General features: G+C 56.6%; 14 protein-coding genes. 6 read left to right on the forward strand and 8 right to left on the reverse strand.

The features are described from left to right. Window positions 1-244 precede the first annotated feature (244 nt). From betI to betA, 3 genes are all read left to right on the forward strand, one after another. Complete coding sequence (betI, locus tag RHM59_RS14350; protein WP_322167309.1) at window positions 245-838, forward strand: transcriptional regulator BetI; 594 nt, start codon at window positions 245-247, stop codon at window positions 836-838. Between the two features lie 63 nt (window positions 839-901). Further along, a complete protein-coding gene (gene betB, locus RHM59_RS14355; RefSeq protein ID WP_322167308.1) occupies window positions 902-2,374 on the forward strand; it encodes a betaine-aldehyde dehydrogenase in 1,473 nt (490 codons plus the stop codon). 63 nt (window positions 2,375-2,437) lie between these two features. After that, on the forward strand, window positions 2,438-4,132 hold the full coding sequence (gene betA / locus RHM59_RS14360) for a choline dehydrogenase (protein ID WP_322224473.1): 1,695 nt from the start codon (window positions 2,438-2,440) through the stop codon (window positions 4,130-4,132). 711 nt (window positions 4,133-4,843) lie between these two features. Here the strand turns inward: betA and RHM59_RS14365 are convergent. The 8 genes from RHM59_RS14365 to RHM59_RS14400 all read right to left on the reverse strand — a co-directional run bounded on the left by RHM59_RS14365 (window position 4,844) and on the right by RHM59_RS14400 (window position 14,304). Further along, window positions 4,844-5,542, reverse strand: a complete 699-nt coding sequence (locus RHM59_RS14365) for a sel1 repeat family protein (RefSeq protein WP_322224475.1) — start codon at window positions 5,540-5,542, stop codon at window positions 4,844-4,846. Window positions 5,543-5,755: 213 nt separating this feature from the next. Then, entirely contained in the window at window positions 5,756-6,748 is a 993-nt protein-coding gene (locus RHM59_RS14370; RefSeq protein WP_322165339.1) for an IS5 family transposase, read from the reverse strand. A 19-nt stretch (window positions 6,749-6,767) separates the two neighbouring features. Next, window positions 6,768-7,037 (reverse strand): hypothetical protein, encoded by a 270-nt coding sequence (locus RHM59_RS14375; RefSeq protein WP_322224477.1) that lies wholly within the window; start codon window positions 7,035-7,037, stop codon window positions 6,768-6,770. 58 nt (window positions 7,038-7,095) lie between these two features. Then, complete coding sequence (locus RHM59_RS14380; protein ID WP_322224479.1) at window positions 7,096-8,088, reverse strand: sel1 repeat family protein; 993 nt, start codon at window positions 8,086-8,088, stop codon at window positions 7,096-7,098. Window positions 8,089-8,145: 57 nt separating this feature from the next. Next, a complete protein-coding gene (locus RHM59_RS14385) occupies window positions 8,146-9,138 on the reverse strand; it encodes a sel1 repeat family protein (RefSeq protein ID WP_322224481.1) in 993 nt (330 codons plus the stop codon). A gap of 56 nt (window positions 9,139-9,194) precedes the next feature. Then, the gene (locus RHM59_RS14390) at window positions 9,195-10,187 is read right to left on the reverse strand and encodes a sel1 repeat family protein (protein ID WP_322224483.1); all 993 of its coding nucleotides are present in this window, start codon (window positions 10,185-10,187) and stop codon (window positions 9,195-9,197) included. After that, the gene (locus RHM59_RS14395; protein ID WP_322224485.1) at window positions 10,172-13,486 is read right to left on the reverse strand and encodes a LysM peptidoglycan-binding domain-containing protein; all 3,315 of its coding nucleotides are present in this window, start codon (window positions 13,484-13,486) and stop codon (window positions 10,172-10,174) included. The genes RHM59_RS14390 and RHM59_RS14395 overlap by 16 nt, the downstream gene beginning before the upstream one ends. Next, on the reverse strand, window positions 13,483-14,304 hold the full coding sequence (locus tag RHM59_RS14400; RefSeq protein ID WP_322224487.1) for a hypothetical protein: 822 nt from the start codon (window positions 14,302-14,304) through the stop codon (window positions 13,483-13,485). Before RHM59_RS14400 ends, RHM59_RS14395 begins: the two co-directional genes overlap by 4 nt. 310 nt (window positions 14,305-14,614) lie before the next feature. Here RHM59_RS14400 and RHM59_RS14405 point away from each other — a divergent pair, with 310 nt between their 5' ends. The 3 genes from RHM59_RS14405 to RHM59_RS14415 all read left to right on the forward strand — a co-directional run bounded on the left by RHM59_RS14405 (window position 14,615) and on the right by RHM59_RS14415 (window position 18,307). Then, window positions 14,615-15,310: an RraA family protein gene (locus RHM59_RS14405; RefSeq protein WP_322167301.1), complete on the forward strand. Its 696-nt coding sequence runs from the start codon at window positions 14,615-14,617 to the stop codon at window positions 15,308-15,310. Between the two features lie 220 nt (window positions 15,311-15,530). Beyond that, window positions 15,531-16,973 carry a TldD/PmbA family protein gene (locus RHM59_RS14410; protein WP_322224489.1) on the forward strand — a complete coding sequence of 481 codons (1,443 nt, stop codon included), beginning with the start codon at window positions 15,531-15,533 and terminating at the stop codon, window positions 16,971-16,973. Further along, window positions 16,973-18,307, forward strand: coding sequence for a TldD/PmbA family protein (locus tag RHM59_RS14415; protein WP_322224490.1), 1,335 nt, complete (start codon window positions 16,973-16,975; stop codon window positions 18,305-18,307). The genes RHM59_RS14410 and RHM59_RS14415 overlap by 1 nt, the downstream gene beginning before the upstream one ends. The last annotated feature ends 4 nt before the right edge of the window (window positions 18,308-18,311 follow it).

Raw genomic sequence — 18,311 nt, forward strand, 5'->3', positions numbered from 1 at the left:
GCGAATGAAGCGGTGCATCACAACTACCGCGTGACCCTTCGCAGGCAAGCCTGCTCCCACAGACAGTTCCAGCGTTTACCGGAGTGTTTGCGCCCACCTCCCCCCTTATTTAGCCCCGCAAAAGCAGCTCAAATATCCGCCCATTGGTTTTTATTGATTGAACGTTCAATTAAAACTAAATAGACTGACCATCGCCGAAATGATCACTTCATGACCCTTCGACGATTCAGAGGAGACCCTTGATATGCCCAAGGTCGGTATGCAACCTATCCGCCGTCAACAGCTGATTCACGCCACGTTAGAGGCGGTCGATCAGGTTGGGATGGGAGACGCCAGCATTGCACTGATCGCTCGGCTGGCGGGTGTGTCCAACGGAATCATCAGTCACTACTTTCAGGACAAGAACGGCCTGATCGCAGCGACCATGCGCCATTTGATGAATGCCCTGAGCCAGAGCGTTCACGACCGCCGCCTGGCGCTGGGCGACGACAGCCCACGGGCTCATCTTCAAGTCATCATCGAAGGTAACTTCGACGCCAGCCAGGTCAACGGCCCGGCGATGAAAACCTGGCTGGCCTTTTGGGCCACCAGCATGCACCAGCCCTCATTGCACAGGCTTCAGCGGATCAACGATCACCGCCTGTACTCAAACCTGTGCTGCCAATTCCGCCGAGTGCTGTCGTTGAGTGAAGCCCGCAGCGCTGCTCGCGGCCTAGCGGCATTGATTGACGGTTTGTGGTTGCGCGGTGCGCTGTCGGGCGATGCATTCGACACCGAGCAAGCGCAACAGATCGCTTACGAATATATGGACTTCCAACTGGCGAAACAGGCGAGCTAGCGCATTCAAGCGCACCAGCAGATTTGCCCTGAATCCCACACACACTGCACTTGCGAGGACACCATGGCCCGATTCGAACTGCAAAAACTCTACATCGACGGCGGTTACGTCGATTCCAGTAGCGACGCTACCTTCGACGCCATCAACCCGGCGAACGGCGAAGTGTTGGCTTCGGTGCAGCGCGCGGGCAAAGATGACGTCGAACGCGCTGTGGTCAGTGCCGAAAAAGGTCAGAAAATCTGGGCCGCCATGACCGCCATGCAGCGTTCGCGCATCTTGCGTCGCGCCGTGGACATCTTGCGTGAGCGCAACGATGAGCTGGCCGACCTGGAGACCCTCGACACTGGCAAAGCGATTTCCGAAACCCGCTACGTCGACATCGTGACCGGTGCTGACGTGCTGGAATATTACGCTGGCCTGGTGCCCGCCATCGAAGGCGAGCAAATCCCACTGCGTAGCACTTCGTTCGTCTATACCCGCCGCGAGCCGTTGGGCGTAGTGGCCGGGATCGGTGCCTGGAACTACCCAATCCAGATCGCCCTGTGGAAATCCGCACCGGCGCTGGCGGCGGGCAACGCGATGATCTTCAAACCCAGCGAAGTCACGTCACTGACTACCCTGAAACTGGCCGAAATCTACACCGCAGCCGGCGTTCCAGATGGCGTGTTCAACGTGCTGACCGGCAGCGGCCGTGAAGTCGGCACCTGGTTGACCGAGCACCCGCGCATCGAAAAAATTTCGTTCACTGGCGGCACCGACACCGGCAAGAAAGTCATGGCCAGCGCGTCGAGTTCTTCGCTCAAAGACGTGACCATGGAGTTGGGCGGCAAGTCCCCACTGATCATTTTCGACGACGCCGACCTCGACCGCGCCGCCGACACAGCAATGATGGCCAACTTCTACAGCTCCGGCCAAGTCTGCACCAACGGCACCCGAGTGTTCGTACCGAGCACGTTGAAGGCGGCTTTCGAGGCCAAAATTCTCGAGCGCGTCAAGCGCATCCGAGTCGGTAGCCCCCAGGACGAAAACACCAACTTCGGCCCGCTGGTGAGTTTTGCGCACATGGAAAGTGTGCTGGGCTACATCGCCAAAGGCAAAGAAGAAGGCGCCCGCCTGCTGTGCGGCGGCGAACGGCTGACTGACGGTGAGTTCGCCAAAGGCGCATTCGTCTCAGCCACCGTATTTACCGATTGCACCGACGACATGACCATCGTTCGCGAAGAAATCTTCGGGCCGGTCATGAGCATCCTCAGCTACGACACCGAAGAAGAAGTTATCCGCCGCGCCAACGACACCGAGTTCGGTTTAGCCGCTGGCGTCGTCACCAAAGACCTGAATCGCGCCCACCGCGTGATTCACCAGCTTGAAGCCGGCATCTGCTGGATCAACGCCTGGGGCGAGTCAGCGGCAGAAATGCCGGTCGGGGGATACAAGCAATCGGGCGTCGGCCGTGAAAACGGAATCAGCTCGTTGGCCCAGTACACCCGGATCAAGTCGGTGCAGGTAGAGCTGGGCGAATACGTTTCGGTGTTCTGATAGCTCAAATAGATCCCTGTAGAAGCGGCCCGCGACCCCACCCATTCATTGAGGGTGCATTTAATGTCCCAAGAATTCGACTACATCATCATCGGCGCAGGCTCTGCCGGTAATACCCTGGCGACGCGCCTGACTGAAGATCACGGCGTCACCGTGTTGCTGCTTGAAGCCGGCGGCCCGGATTACCGCTTGGATTTCCGTACGCAAATGCCAGCTGCACTGGCCTTCCCGCTGCAAGGTCGTCGCTACAACTGGGCCTACGAAACCGATCCAGAACCGCACATGGATAACCGGCGCATGGAATGTGGCCGTGGCAAAGGTCTCGGCGGCTCGTCGCTGATCAATGGCATGTGCTACATCCGTGGCAACGCGATGGACTACGACGGCTGGGCGAAAACCCCGGGCCTCGAAAGCTGGAGCTACCTCGATTGCCTGCCGTATTTCCGAAAAGCCGAAACCCGCGACGTCGGCCCAAATGACTTCCACGGCGGCGATGGCCCAATAAGCGTGACCACGCCGAAAGCCGGCAACAATCCGTTATTCAAAGCCATGATTGAAGCCGGCGTACAAGCCGGTTACCCGCGCACTGACGACCTCAACGGTTATCAGCAAGAAGGCTTCGGCCCGATGGACCGCACCGTGACCCCCGAGGGCCGGCGTGCCAGCACCGCTCGCGGTTACCTTGATCAAGCCAAGCAACGCTCGACATTGACAATCGTCACCCACGCCTTGACCGACCGAATCCTGTTCGACGGTAAACGCGCGGTGGGCGTGGCTTACCTGGTGGGCGACAGCGATACGCGCATCGAAGCCACCGCGCGCAAAGAAGTGTTGCTGTGTGGCGGCGCGATTGCTTCGCCGCAAATCCTGCAACGCTCTGGCGTAGGCGCAGCTGAAGTGCTGCGCAAACTGGACATTCCGGTGGTTCATGACCTGCCCGGTGTGGGTCAGAACCTTCAAGACCACTTGGAAATGTACCTGCAATACGCCTGCACCCAACCGGTCTCGCTGTACCCCTCGCTGCTGTGGTGGAACCAGCCGACCATCGGCGCGAACTGGATGTTCCTCGGCAAGGGCATCGGCGCCAGCAACCAATTCGAAGCGGGCGGCTTCATTCGTTCGAGCAGTGAATTCGAGTGGCCGAACATTCAATACCACTTCCTGCCAGTGGCGATTAACTACAACGGCAGCAATGGGGTGAAAGAGCACGGCTTCCAGGCGCACGTCGGCTCGATGCGTTCGCCCAGCCGTGGCCGGGTTCAGGTGAAATCCAAGGACCCACGCGAGTACCCGAGCATCCTGTTCAATTACATGGCCACCGAACAGGACTGGCAGGAATTTCGTGACGGCATCCGCTTGACCCGGGAAATCATGCAGCAACCGGCACTGGACCCGTACCGGGGTCGCGAAATCAGTCCGGGGCTTGAGGTGCAGACTGACGAACAGCTTGATCAGTTCGTGCGCGAACACGCCGAAACCGCGTTCCATCCGTCGTGCTCGTGCAAAATGGGCAGCGATGACATGGCCGTGGTCGATGGCGAAGGCCGTGTGCATGGGCTGCAAGGATTACGCGTGGTCGATGCCTCGATCATGCCGCTGATCACGACTGGCAACCTCAATGCACCGACGATCATGATCGCCGAGAAAATCGCCGACAACATCCGCGGTCGTACACCCTTGCCGCGCAGCACAGCGGATTACTACGTGGCCGGCAATGCGCCCGCCCGTGGCAAACCGCTGCGGGAAGTGAGCCGCTAACCTCTGTAGGAGGGTCCGCCACGTCTTCGACGCCGCGCTGTCGCGCAGCAAACACTGGACGACTGTAGGAGCGGCCGGAGACTGCCCATCCTGTGGGAGCAGGCTTGCCTGCGAAGAGGCCCGTACTCACGCAGCTGATGTCGACTTGAAACCTGGGTCGCCTGCAATGACGCTTTCGTTGGCAAGCCAACTCCCACAGGGGACTTCGACGGATTTGGAATAGTAAACACCTGACATTCTTCGCGGCCTTCGACAGCTCTTAAAAATTATCTTCTGAATTCAAAAGGTTATCCGGTGTTTGATAAGAGCTGCCGAAGGCTGCGATCAGGTCCGAAGGACCTTCGCCAACAAGTTGGCTCCTACAGATGGCCGCCCGCCTATAGATCGTCTGTGAATTGAATATCGAATTGCGGAAAGAGCGAGGGAAGACCGAGCCTAAGCGAGGGCCTGCATGGTGGGGCAAGCGTTTTGGGGGACCTTTTTGCGGTTCGGCGCCCCGACGTTTGAAAAAGGTGCCTCGCTGTAAAAACGAAACCATAAGCTCAGCAACCACAAAGGCCGGATATACACGCCAAACCAAGCACCAACCCATTGTTTTTAAAGGATTAAAAGTAGTTTTATAAGAGCCAACGTGTTGGCGACAGGCTTGATGCGGCGAGCCACGCACACCGCGTCAAGCCTTCGCGCACGGAAGCGATCCGTCAGCCGGCCTTAAAACCCGAACTTAGGTGGAAATCTCGACAGCGGCGGATGGGTTTTTACCCATTCTTTGGCGTAGGCTTTGCCGGCTTCGATTTGTTCGGGAGTCATTTTGGCGGCGCCCTCTGGCAGTACCTCCCCTCCGTAGCCTGGCGATGACGGCCCTCTTCCGGGGTCAGCTTCTGCCATGAGCAGTGTCAGGCCATAGGCTTTTACCAGATCAAGCGGGTAGCCGACTTCGTCGGGCATATGCGCGGTCCACGCGGCATAGTCGGACATGGAGCCAAAGTGACCGGCCTCTGCTGCTTTTTCCGTCCAGTAACCAGCACCTTGAAAATCTTTAAGCTTTTTTAGCCTGTCGGCATAACTACTCATCCCTGGCGCATAGCCACCTTCCGCCGAGGCCTTGTACCATTTCTCGATTTCTTTTTCCCGGTCACCGGGAATCAGGAAAGTGCCAAACCCATCTTCGTATATACCCCCGAGCCTGTATTGAGCTCTTGGAAAACCCACCTCTGCTGCTTGGGTTAGCCAGTCGATTTTACCGGTCAGCAAAAAAAGCTGGTATATCGCTTCGGCATTGCCTCGACTTGCCCGCTCCTTAGCAAGTTCAAGAGCAGTTTTCGACCACTGTTGAGGTGTTTTTATATCAGGCGGGCAGTTCTCCATAATGTGACAAAGGTCATCACCTTTTTCGGCCAACCGCATCATGGCGTAAATATCGCCTTTTTCGGCGGTAGCTTCGTACAGCGCTTGTGCCTTCGGCGTTATGAATTTGTTGTTCCACCTAAGGAAGGTCTGAAATAAGACCTTCTTTTTCTGGCAAATCGGGCGTCAAGCGCTCCGAAAGAAAGTACTTCACTGAAATTTCGAAAATATCGGCTTTTATTGATGAATAAGCCGGTTTTAAGCACTTATTAACCCTTAATTTCCATACTGCGGACGCACCTGTCCTATAGGCTCCATCAAATGTCGGCGCGCCATCCACAGATTCGACAGTGCAAACAGTGTCACCAACTGCGCCGTGTTCTTTACCAACCCGCGAAACCGCACCTTGGTGTAACCAAACTGGCGCTTGATCACCCGAAACGGGTGCTCAACCTTGGCCCGAGTTTGCGATTTGGCGTATTCAATCTTGCGCAACGCACGGCCAATGACGCTTTTTTCTCCATGTTTGCGGCGGCTGCTGGGCCTGGCGGAGATCGACCAGATCATCTCGCGCCCCTCATGTTCAAGCCGCTTTTCTACGCCGGTGTAGCCCGCGTCGCCACAGAGATGGGTCTCTTCGCCGTGCAGCAACTGATCGACTTGAGTGACGTCCGCGACATTGGCTGCCGTGCCCACCACGCTGTGCGTCAGACCCGTATCAGCGTCTACTCCGATGTGCGCTTTCATCCCGAAAAAATATTGATTACCTTTCTTGGTCTGATGCATTTCGGGGTCGCGTTTACCCTCTTTATTCTTGGTCGACGTCGGCGCATGAATGATCGTGGCATCAACAATTGTGCCCTGACGAAGCATCAAACCTCGGTCTCCCAGGTAGCCATTAATGACCTCCAGGATTCCCCCGGCAAGATGGTTTTTCTCCAGCAGGCGACGGAAGTTGAGAATCGTGGTTTCGTCGGGAATGCGTTCCAGATTCAACCCCGCGAACTGGCGCAGAATCGTGGTCTCATAAAGAGACTCTTCCATTGCTGGATCGCTATAGCCGAACCAGTTCTGCATCAGGTGCACACGCAACATGGCCATCAAGGGATACGCCGGGCGGCCCCCTTCGCCTTTTGGATAATGCGGCTCGATCAAAGCGATCAACCCCTTCCAGGGGACGACCTTGTCCATCTCGCTCAGGAAAATCTCACGGCGGGTTCGCTTACGTTTACCGGCGTACTCGGCATCGGCGAAAGAAATTTGCTTCATGGGGGGGCAACCGCTCGGCTCATGTGATGGGGGACATTTCACCAGATTTGAAAACCTTTTTCAGAGTTTCCCTAAGAATTTCAGCCAAGTAATACTGTGATTCCGTGTCCCCAGCTCCGGCTGATATTTCAAGGAACGGGCTTGCCTTTGCACTACTGATCATATTTAAGAAAAATAGACCTTGGTTGCGCGCATCTTCTTGCTCTGGCGTTAATTCAGCCCAAGCACTGTTGCAGACAATGAACAGCGTAAAGATCGACTTTATTAAATAAACAAACATTTTATACATGCAGTTGCCCTCCATAGTAATGGGCGCTTCATTTTTTAAATGAAACGCCCAGCAACTATTAAAACCCGAACTTAGGTGGAAATCTCGACAGCGGCGGATGGGTTTTTGCCCATTCTTTGGCGTAGGCTTTGCCGGCTTCGATTTGTTCGGGGGTCATTTTAGCGGCGACCTCCGGCAGTACCTCCCCTCCGTAGCCTGGCGATGACGGCCCTCTTCCGGGGTCAGCTTCTGCCATTAGCAGTGTCAGGCCATAGGCTTTTACCAGATCAAGCGGGTAGCCGACTTCGTCGGGCATGTGCGCGGTCCACGCAGCGTAGCCGGACATTGCACCAAAGTGGCCGGCTTTAGCCGACCGCTCGATCCAGTAACCATACCCTTGACGGTCTCCGCGCTTATGCAGCAAATCAGCGTAACTGTTCATGCCAGGTGGATAGCCGCCTTCTGCCGAGGCCTTGTACCATTTCTCGATTTCTTTTTCTCGGTTGCCGGGGATTAGAAAAGTGCCTACACCTTCTTTGTATAAAGAACCGAGAAACTCCTGCGCTTCAGGGAAACCAGCCTCCGCTGCTGTGATTAACCAATCAAGATGAGTGGTCATCAAGAAAAGCTGCTGCATTGCTTCACCATTCCCCTGAGCGGCTCGCTCTTTGGCCAGTGAGCGAGCGGTTTCCGACCATTGCTTAGGGGTTTTTATATCGGGCGGACAATTCTCCATAATGTGGCAAAGGTCATCTTTTTTATTGGCCAATCGCATCATGGCGTAAATATCGCCTTTTTCGGCGGCAGCTTCGTACAGCGCTTGTGCCTCGGCGGTGATATATTTTTTTCGGATCCGTATAAGTTCTGCCAAATAATATTGCGACTCTCCATCGCCAGCCCCGGCTGCTATTTCAAGAAAAGGCTTCGATGTATAGCCGTCATCCATATTGTAAAGAAAGACACCCTTAACCCGTGCCTCCTCTTGCTCTGGCGTTAATTCAGCCCATGCACTGTTGCAGACAATGAACAGCGTAAAGATCGACTTTATTAAATAAACAAACACTTTATGCATGCAGTTGCCCTCCATAGTAATGGACGCTTCATTTTTGAATGAAGCGCCCAGCAACTATTAAAACCCGAACTTAGGTGGAAATTTCGACAGCGGCGGATGGGTTTTCGCCCACTCTTTGGCGTAGGCCTTGCCGGCTTCGATTTGCTCGGGGGTCATTTTGGCGGCGACCTTTGGCAGTTCCCGACCTCCGTAGCCTGGCGATAACGGCCCCCTGCCGGGGTTCGCCTCTGCCATGAGCAGTGTTAGACCGTAGGCTTTTACCAGATCAAGCGGGTAGCCGACTTCGTCGGGCATATGCGCGGCCCATGCGGCATAGTCGGACATGGCGCCAAAGTCACCGGCTTTGGCCGATTTCTCAATCCAATAAGCAAACCCTTGGCGGTCTCCGTGCTTTTTCAGCAGATCGGCGTAACGGTTCATACCCGGTGGATAACCGCCTTCCGCCGAGGCCTTGTACCATTTAGCGATTTCTTTTTCCCGGTTGCCGGGGATCAGAAATGTACCAAACCCTTCTCCGTATATACCCCCGAGCCTGTATTGAGCTCTTGGGAAACCCAACTCTGCTGCTTGGGTTAGCCAGTCGAATTTACCGGTGAGTAAAAAAAGCTGATATACCGCCTCGGCATCACCTTGACTAGCACGCTCTGTAGCCAGTGCCCGAGCGGCTTCCGACCACTGTTGAGGTGTTTTTATATCGGGCGGACAATTCTCCATAATGTGACAAAGGTCATCTTTTTTACTGGCCAATCGCATCATGGCGTAAATATCGCCTTTTTCGGCGGCCGCTTCGTACAGCGCTTGTGCCTCGGCGGTGATATATTTTTTTCGGAGCCGTATAAGTTCTGCCAAATAATATTGCGACTCTCCATCGCCAGCCCCGGCTGCTATTTCAAGAAAAGGCTTCGATGTATAGCCATCATCCATATTGTAAAGAAAGACGCCCTTAACCCGAGCCGCCTCTTGCTCTGGCGTTAATTCAGCCCAAGCACTGTTGCAGACAATAAACAGCGTAAAGATCGACTTTATTAAATAAACAAACATTTTATACATGCAGTTGCCCTCCATAGTAATAGGCGCTTCACTTTCAGTGAAGCGCCCAGCGACTATTAAAACCCGAACTTAGGTGGAAATCTCGACAGCGGCGGATGGGTTTTTGCCCATTCTTTGGCGTAGGCTTTGCCGGCTTCGATTTGTTCGGGGGTCATTTTAGCGGCGACCTTTGGCAGTGCCTGCCCTCCGTAGCCTGGCGATGACGGCCCTCTTCCGGGGTCAGCTTCTGCCATGAGCAGTGTCAGGCCATAGGCTTTTACCAGATCAAGCGGGTAGCCGACTTCGTCGGGCATATGCGCGGTCCACGCGGCATAGTCGGACATGGAGCCAAAGTGACCGGCCTCCGCTGCTTTTTCCGTCCAGTAACCAGTGCCTTGAAGATCTTTAAGCTTTTTTAGCCTGTCGGCATAACTACTCATCCCTGGAACATAGCCACCTTCCGCCGAGGCCTTGTACCATTTCTCAATTTCTTTTTCCCGGTTGCCGGGGATCAGGAAAGTGCCAAACCCATCTTCGTATATAGCCCCGAGCCTGTATTGAGCTCTTGGAAAACCCACCTCTGCTGCTTGGGTTAGCCAGTCGATTTTACCGGTCAGCAAAAAAAGCTGGTATATCGCTTCAGCATTGCCTCGACTTGCCCGCTCCTTAGCAAGTTCAAGGGCAGTTTTCGACCACTGTTGAGGTGTTTTTATATCAGGCGGGCAGTTCTCCATAATGTGACAAAGGTCATCTTTTTTTTCGGCCAACCGCATCATGGCGTAAATATCGCCTTTTTCGGCGGCAGCTTCGTACAGCGCTTGTGCCTTAGGCGTTATGAATTTGTTGTTCCGCCTAAGAATTTCAGCTAAGTAATACTGCGATTCCGTGTCCCCAGCTCCGGCTGATATTTCAAGGAAAGGGCTTGCCTTTGCACTACTGATCATATTCAAGAAAAATAGACCCTGGCTGCGTGCCTCTTCTTGCTCTGTTGTTAACTGAGCCCAAGCACAATTACTTAATAGAAGTAATAACCCGGTAATTTTCACTGCAACAATCAATACTTTGGCCATGGTGCCAGCTCCGACCCTGCCTCTGGTTTCCAAAATTGTGTCGTTGTTGAAAATCCACAGGTATTATCCATCGCCTCACCCAATCGACGCCGCACTTTTCCATAACGTTCCTGCATACCTCTATCTTCTATTTTTTCACCAGCATTTGCCGCCATAAAATTACTCATTCGGTATACATTCCGACAATAAATCCGATCGGAGCGAACAGGTTTGTCAAAAGATGCAAAACGCAATACTGCTTTGCCAAACCGCTCCTGCGCCGACGCCAGGCTTTCATAGCCGATCTTGTTGTGTGCGTTTACCGTGGCGTTCTCATAGATGGACGTTAAAATGATTTCGATCGCTTGCTGCTGAACTAAGTGAGCCTCTCGACGGTTGTATTCTTTTTTGTACCCTCCCTGTTCGACAGTAAAGGCTGTCGGTGTGCTAAGCAGCGTATCCAGCAACGACCCCAATCCTTCCGGCGTCAAGCTTGAATACCACCCTCTTAATTCCTGATTATCTCGTTTATCAAAGATCTCATGAGCCATCGGCCCCGCCCGCCCCCCGGCCTTTATCGCGTCATACATACGATTAACAATGTTATACCCCCTCAAGAACACCCACTGTATGTCCACGCCCAGCGCGCTGAGCAGTTGCAGTTTGCTGAAGTAAGCGAAAGCTTCCGGTTGCACCCAGGCCATTTTTTTATAGTTGTTTTCAACCAGTGCCTTATTGAAGATGTCCAGGATCTGGATAATTGCCTTGTAGCCCACGATGAAGTTGAAGGCGCCCTGCACGCCGGGGCCGGCGATGATGGTGGCGTTCATGCGCAGGATCACGTAGCCGTTTTGCAGGGACAGGGTTAGCCCGGCATTGGTGCCGACACCCAAGGCGGCGGAGGCGTCAATGCCGAGGGTGGCGAGTTCCAGCCAACCGTCGTTGTCTACGTGCTTTTTGAAGACCGGGTGACGCAGGGTCAGCAAGTCGTCGGGCGGGGTCCAAAGCAGTGAGCCGTTGATTTTGATCCCGGCTTGCGCGCCGGCGAACAGGTTGAACTGTCCACCAAGCACCTCGTCGTGGCGGATGTGGGGCCTCAGGCCGGATTCTGCGCGACTGAGACGGCGTTCCGCATCACGCCCGGTGTCGAGGCCGAGTTCGTCGTTTTCCTGTTTGTTCGGGCCCACGCGCAGGTTGGCGCTGAGCATCATTGAAGCGCCGGCGAAGCCCCAGGCTTTGAGGCTGCCGCTCAGGCAAAACGCCCCGATCGAGACAGTGCCGTTCGCGACTTTCTGGCCCTGGTCGTCGTTCTCGTTTGTGTAACTCAGCGTTAACGGTTTCGCCTCGGCCCGGCTTGGCAGCTCAAACGACGCCACCTCGATTTCGCCCTGCGCCAGGTTGACGTCCAGCGTCACGTTGGCCGACGCGCCCAGGCCTTTTTTCATGCTGACGCTGGGGGCCAGTACTTGGCTGGCAAGTTGCACGTCGCTCTGGCCCTGGGTCAAGCACCGGATCAAGCGCGCTTGCGGGCTGTTGTCGTACAGGCGCAGGGGGCCGAGGGTGCTTTGTTTGAAAAGCATTTGCCGCAGGTCTTTACCCCACGCGTCGAAGGTGGCGTCGTCGCGCAGGTTTTCGATGTAGATTTTTTCGGTGTTGATGTAACGCTTGAACGTTTCAGGCTGAAAGAAGCCGTTGCGGTCGAACCAGCCGTCCTGGATGTCAAGGGGCCGAGCGTCGTTCATTCTCAGCCACGAGGTGAACAGGTCCGGGTCGGCAGAGGCAGTGCCCGCCGCCAGTTTTAAGTTAGGATCTTTGGCTTGGGCCAGTGTTTTTTTCAGGTCTTCCTTGAGCAGGTCCCGGGTGCGTTGATTGAGGTGTTTGAATACGTCGGTGAGGCTCAAGTGGCGCAGGCGCGTGCGCTCGGTGGGGACGCTGATTTCTCGCAGCGGGAAGTTTGTGCGCACCAGCCGTTGTTGCGGTTGTGGTGTGAAGCTCTCGGGGTTCCAGAGCAGGTGGCGTTGGGGGCTGGAGTGTTTGACGAATGCTTGGGCCTGTTTCTTCAGCGCCTGTTCCTGGGCGTCAAGCGCCTGCCACTGCACGGCTTCGGTGGTGAACAGGCTGCTCGGAGGCTGTTGTTTGGCGACGTCGACCCAATTGTCGAAGGATTTTTCCACGTGTTGATTCAGGGCTGCTTTTTGCCTGAGCAACGCGTGGTATTTCTCGTACGCTTCGAACCCTTGCTCAATATTCCCGTGGTCGCCTTGCAGGGCGTATTCGGGCAAGACCAGGCCGTAAGCGGCGGCCTGGAGAAGGGTTTTGACCAATTCGGAATAGTGGAATTGGCCTCTAGACTGTAGAAGCCACAGCTCAACGTCCCGTCGCGGCTCGGTGCGGTGGGCATTTGCGTACTGCAACTCAGCAATGATTTCCGTGTATTCCTGTTGATACTTCTCCAGTTCTGCGGGACTAAAAATCGCTTTGCCCTGATCGACGAAGACTTGGCGCTGCTTGAGGTAGCGTTGAATAATCTCGCGAGCCCTCATCGCTTCGGCGCTGTACAGATGACCGCCTTCAAAACTGTAGCCGCGTTCGAGGGCGATTTTATGGCCCCGGGCGTCGAGTACGGCCCGCTCGCGGCGTAACGGCAAGGCGGCCTGTTGCTGTTGGTTGACGTGCTTGAGCTGCTCAACCGTGAGATTCGGTACGTGCTTGACGTCCTGCAAGCCTTCTTCGCGGACCCCGAAACGCCCGAGGTCTTGCCCTATCTGCTCCAACTCATGGTCGATCTGCAAATACCGCTGGCTGTCCTGCGCATCCAGAAAGCTACTGGTTTTGGGCTCCAGAAAAGGTTCCAGCAAGTCCGCGCTATTCAACGCACTAACCCGCGAATCCGGATCACTGGTCAGCAGTTTCTTTTTCAGGTCATCGGCGGCTTCGACCAGCGTATTTAACGTGTGTTCGCGCAGCAGCCAGAAGCGCTCCTGGCCAACCTCATAAATAATATCCGCGTAGTGCCCGGGGCTTTTACACGCCTGCTCGCCACAGAAATTGATGCTGCACTGTTCAGGCGCCGCGGCAATGGGGTCGAGGTGCAACACCCCCTGGGCGTTGGTATCTGCTGCGGGCGGTGGGCTGTCCGCCACAGGCGCCACGGGCACGTCGGTGGCGTCCGGCACGTTCAGCGTCCACCCCGTGCGGAGGTAGTTCGGGTTGTTGATAAAGGGGTTGAGGCGCCGTAATTCGTTAACGCTGCTGCCTAATCGCTGCGCGAGGCCGCTGAGGGTGTCCCCTTGCTGGACGGTATAAAGAGGCGTGGTCATGGCTGTAACTCCTGAAGCAATTGCTCGACCCGATGGTGTGGTCGTTCGTGCGAGGTGAGGATGGGGAGCAGGTCTTCGCGCTCACGCAGATCGCCGTGGGTGACCAGCGCAGACAGCCGCAACAGATCACGGTCGGCACCGATGCCGTGCTTCACGAAAAAATCGAGGTTGCTGACAACGCGAGGCAGCTCGGGGTCTGGCACCTGAGCAAAGTGCTGCGGGTGCTGCCGCAGCCAGTGCAACCAGCGGATATCGGTGTAGGTCGAGTACAGGGTGTCAGGGAAAGCGAGGGGGTATTGGCAAGGCCCGGTGGCCGGCGTTTCGGCTTTCCAGACATGCCACTGATGGGCGGTGGGATCAACGCCAGGGACCGGGGTGTAGACCTCATGCCACGGACCAAACAGGCAGGCATGTTGCCCAACGTTTTCCATGGCCAGCGCGGCCCAGATAACCGGGTCGTGAATGGCCAATAGTTTCGGCGGGGTCATGCTCAGCAATGTTCGGGCATGCGCCAATGCCTGCAACGGGTCGGTGCAGGTCAGGGCCATGCCAGCCGGGCGTTGATGACACACCTGCGCCAGCCCATCGACGCACTGCGCATTGACCACAAACCAGGAAGGCCCTTGGGCCATCTGCGCCTGAAACGGCGTGCCGGACCAGAGGAGGTCAACCTTGAACTGCGCACCTTTTTGCATCAGTACCGTCCATGCAGCAGGCGCGTGGGCGGCTTCGATAAGGAACGCTATCTTCTGCCCATGTTCCAGGCGAGGACTGTTCAGGGTGGGGCGGTTAAGAAACCGGGGGATCGCGTCAGGCATAAAAACGGTTCGTCCTTATGAAGTGTCAGAAAGGGCGAAACATGCCGTGAATAAAGCGCCACTTCAATGCAGGGGGACACGAAAGAGACGTTTCCTGTAAGGCTTGAGGATTAGTCTTACAAAGATAAAGAAAAGACAGCGCACCCACAGCGTATGGGCTGCTCGCTAGGATTTCGCAGGCCCGGTTGGCGCGCAACAAACGAGTCAAGCTTGATCCCGACGGGTGCGCAGGCCTAATCTATCGCTACGCAAACGATCACCCCCCGCTCTAATCGACAAGCCGGCAATGACTGGCCACGAGGCTTTCTCCATGTTTGATGTAGTGTCTTCGAGCACATGGCCCACGGGCTATCTGATCAACCCAAACGCTGAACCCCTCGATCCGATGTGGCTTCAAGCTTTTAGCAAAATCCCCGCCGCCGCCGTCAGTGACTGCTTGGGCCGCAACGTAGGCGGCCTGGGACTCAAAGCGTTCCACGGCAATGCGCCGATGCTGGGCAGCGCCTTGACTGTTCGTGTTCGTCCCGGCGACAACTTGATGATCCTCAAAGCCATGCAAATGGCTCGTCCTGGCGACGTATTGGTCATCGACGGCAGTGCCGACCTGACCCGTGCAGTGTTCGGCGGCATCATGCGCGCCATGGCGCTCAAGGCAGGGATCGTCGGCGTGGTCATCAACGGCGCTCTGCGTGACCTGGACGAATGGCAAACCGGCGAGCTTCCGGCCTATGCCATCGGCGGCGTGCATCGGGGTCCGAGCACCGACGGCGGCGGCGAAATCAACGTACCTATTTCCTGCGCAGGCATGCTGGTCATGCCCGGTGATTTGATGATTGGTGACGGCGATGGTGTGGTTGCTGCCGCCCGTGCCGAGTTGCCTGAGTTGCTGGAGCGCTGCAAAGATTTGCTGGCGCGGGAACAAGCGACCTTGGCGGCCATCGAATCAGGCACGCTGGACCCGGATCGTTTTGACGCGATCCTGCGCAGCAAGGGTTGCCCGGTTTAAGCGATCAGGCTTTCGCGAATGAACTCATTCCCACAGTAGATTCGCGCAATTGCGGGGGACACTGTAGGACCGAATTTATTCGGGAAGCGGTCAACGCGGTGTATCTGATACTCCGCGTCGCGGCCTTCGCGAATGAATTCGCTCCCACAGATCCGCGTAAGCCCCTGTGAAGCCAATTCATCCGCGACGGCATCAGCCCATTTGACGGAGCCATTGTGCAATGTTCGATTTCTCCGTTCAGCTCAAGCAGCGGTTTAGCGCGCTGCGCAGCCCTGCCGAATTTTTCTCCCTGCGTTACGTCCGACAAACCAGCCAACACTTGTCCGTGCGCAAGAACGTCGCCGAGCCGCCGCACCTGAGCACCGACGAAGGTGCGATGCTGACGGTGCGGGTCAACGGCGTCGAGGCCTACGCCGCCACCAACGATCTCTCGCAACGCGGGCTGCAAGCAGCGCTTGAACAGGCCGAGCAACACGCCCGGCGTTTGGCGCCTTATGCCCTGCTCGACCTGCGCGATCAGCCAGTGTCCACCAGTCGCGCCGATTACCTGTCGCCGCACCTGGCCGATGTGTTTCCATCATTGGGCGATTGCTACCAACTCCTTTCAACTGAATCGTCAGCGGTGCCCAGCGACAAACGCCTGGTAAGTTGGCAAGCCAGTCTCGGGTTGGAAAACGTCGAGCAAATCTACTTGAACACTGCCGGTGCCGAGATTCGTCAGGCGCAGCGCTACGTCTATCCGGGCATGAGCGTCACGGCGTACGACGGCAGCGACAGCCAGACCCGAAGCCTCGGTCGCGATAACTTCGGCCAACAAGGCGGCGCGGAGGTCATCAGCAATTGCGGATTGATCGGTGCCGCTGCGCAGGTCGCCGATCAGGCATTGCAACTGATCATGGCGCCAAACACCCCGTCCGGGCCGCGGGACTTGCTGTTGACGCCTGACCAGATGATCCTGCAAATCCACGAATCCATTGGTCACCCCCTGGAGCTGGACCGGATTCTCGGTGATGAGCGCAATTACGCTGGCACCAGCTTCGTAAAAACCAGTGACTTTGGCAGTCTGCAATACGGTTCCGAGCTGCTCAATGTGACCTTCAACCCAGACATCCCCGAACAGCTGGCGAGTTACAGTCACGACGATGACGGCACCCCCGCCAGCAAACAATTTCTGATCCGCGACGGCGTGCTGGTCCGGCCCTTGGGTGGCGCGCTGTCGCAATTTCGATCCGGCATGGAAGGCGTCGCCAACAGTCGCGCATGCAGCTGGAACCGCCCGCCCATCGACCGCATGGCCAACTTGAACATCGAACCCGGCGACACGTCCCTCGACCAACTGATCGGTAACATTGAGCACGGCATCATGATGTCGACCAATCGCTCATGGTCCATCGATGACGCACGCAACAAGTTCCAGTTCGGTTGCGAGTGGGGCCAACTGATCGAGAACGGCGAACTCAAAGGCGTGGTGAAGAACCCTAACTACCGGGCGATCTCCGCACATTTCTGGCGCAACCTCGCAGCCGTGGGCGATGCCCGCACCTTCAAGGTCCTGGGCACGCCCAATTGCGGCAAAGGTGAACCCAATCAAGTAGTGCGCGTCGGTCACGCCTCACCCGCCTGCGTGTTCTCGCAGGTTGATGTATTCGGAGGGGACGCTTGATGGAACACCTCACTCAGCAACAACAGTTCGCCGCGCTGGTCGATTGGCTGCGCGATGCGATTGCCGCCCCCGAAGCGTTCACCTTGGGCTACAACGCCGAAGCCTCAGAATTCATTCGTTTCAACCATGCCAAGGTGCGTCAGGCCGGGCATGTGCAGCAGGCCGCTTTGAACGTCAAACTGATCAACGATGGCCGTCATGCCGACTTGTGCTTGACGCTGTCAGGGGACGCCGAGGTGGATCAAAGCCGCTTGGCAGCGGCCCTGCAGCAGTTGCGTGAAACCCTGGTGCTGCTGCCGCAAGACCCGTATTTGCTGCCCAACATTGACGATTGGCAGATCAGCAACGCTCAGCATCAACCCCTGCCAGACAGCGCGCGGGTGCTGGCGCAAATCAACGAATTGGCCGAAGGCCTGGACCTGGTGGGATTTTATGCCGCAGGCCCGTTGTACCGGGGTTTCGCCAGTTCATGGGGCGCACTGGGTTGGCATCAGGCGAACAGTTTCAACTTCGACTGGAGCCTGTTTCACGCCAACGGTCAGGCAGTCAAAGCGAGCTATGCCGGGGATCACTGGGACGACGAGGCGTTCGCTCAGCGCTTTCAGCAAGCCCGGGAACAACTCGAGTTTCTCGGTCGACCCTTGCACGCCTTAGCGCCCGGCGAATACCGCGCGTACCTGGCTCCTGCGGCACTTGAAGAAGTGATGGGCATGCTCTGCTGGGGCGGCTTTTCCGCCGACGCCATCGCCAGTAAAACCAGCCCGTTACAGCGGCTGTACAACGGCGACGCGCACCTCAGCCCGTTGGTGAGCCTGAACGAACAGGTCACCGGCTCGTTGTCGCCCGCGTTCTCCGGCGAAGGCTATCCGCGCAGTGACTTGTCGCTAATCAGCGGCGGCCGCGCCCACGAACAACTGGTCGGTTCGCGCAGCGCGGCGGAATATGGCCTGACCGCTAACGGTGCGGGCGGCGGTGAATCACCCAGCGCCCTCAGCATGGCTGGCGGAACCCTGGCGCTGAAAGACATCCTCAAGCAACTCGGCACCGGGCTGTACATCAGCAACCTGTGGTACTTGAACTTCTCGGATCAATCCGCCGCACGCTTGACCGGCATGACCCGCTTTGCCACGTTCTGGGTCGAAAACGGCGAAATACAAGCGCCGGTCAATACCATGCGTTTCGACGACAGCGTCTACAGCCTGCTGGGCAGCGCCCTCGAACAATTGACCCGCGAAAGGGAACTGATTCTGTCCGCCAGCACCTATAGTCAACGTCAAACCGCTTCAAGCCTGCTGCCAGGCGCGTTGATCAGTCGCTTGACCCTCACGCTCTAAGGGA

The sequence above is a fragment of the Pseudomonas sp. MH10 genome (assembly GCF_034353045.1).
Taxonomy (GTDB): Bacteria; Pseudomonadota; Gammaproteobacteria; order Pseudomonadales; family Pseudomonadaceae; genus Aquipseudomonas.

What these genes read in the sequence shown, in the direction of transcription:
- RHM59_RS14415 (WP_322224490.1), top strand. Translation starts at nt 16,973, where the DNA reads ATGGAACACCTCACTCAGCAACAACAGTTCGCCGCGCTGGTCGATTGG.
- RHM59_RS14395 (WP_322224485.1), bottom strand. Translation starts at nt 13,486, where the DNA reads ATGACCACGCCTCTTTATACCGTCCAGCAAGGGGACACCCTCAGCGGC.
- RHM59_RS14375 (WP_322224477.1), bottom strand. Translation starts at nt 7,037, where the DNA reads ATGTATAAAATGTTTGTTTATTTAATAAAGTCGATCTTTACGCTGTTC.
- RHM59_RS14380 (WP_322224479.1), bottom strand. Translation starts at nt 8,088, where the DNA reads ATGCATAAAGTGTTTGTTTATTTAATAAAGTCGATCTTTACGCTGTTC.
- RHM59_RS14405 (WP_322167301.1), top strand. Translation starts at nt 14,615, where the DNA reads ATGTTTGATGTAGTGTCTTCGAGCACATGGCCCACGGGCTATCTGATC.
- RHM59_RS14370 (WP_322165339.1), bottom strand. Translation starts at nt 6,748, where the DNA reads ATGAAGCAAATTTCTTTCGCCGATGCCGAGTACGCCGGTAAACGTAAG.
- RHM59_RS14410 (WP_322224489.1), top strand. Translation starts at nt 15,531, where the DNA reads ATGTTCGATTTCTCCGTTCAGCTCAAGCAGCGGTTTAGCGCGCTGCGC.
- RHM59_RS14365 (WP_322224475.1), bottom strand. Translation starts at nt 5,542, where the DNA reads ATGATGCGGTTGGCCGAAAAAGGTGATGACCTTTGTCACATTATGGAG.
- RHM59_RS14400 (WP_322224487.1), bottom strand. Translation starts at nt 14,304, where the DNA reads ATGCCTGACGCGATCCCCCGGTTTCTTAACCGCCCCACCCTGAACAGT.
- RHM59_RS14385 (WP_322224481.1), bottom strand. Translation starts at nt 9,138, where the DNA reads ATGTATAAAATGTTTGTTTATTTAATAAAGTCGATCTTTACGCTGTTT.
- RHM59_RS14390 (WP_322224483.1), bottom strand. Translation starts at nt 10,187, where the DNA reads ATGGCCAAAGTATTGATTGTTGCAGTGAAAATTACCGGGTTATTACTT.
- betA (WP_322224473.1), top strand. Translation starts at nt 2,438, where the DNA reads ATGTCCCAAGAATTCGACTACATCATCATCGGCGCAGGCTCTGCCGGT.
- betB (WP_322167308.1), top strand. Translation starts at nt 902, where the DNA reads ATGGCCCGATTCGAACTGCAAAAACTCTACATCGACGGCGGTTACGTC.
- betI (WP_322167309.1), top strand. Translation starts at nt 245, where the DNA reads ATGCCCAAGGTCGGTATGCAACCTATCCGCCGTCAACAGCTGATTCAC.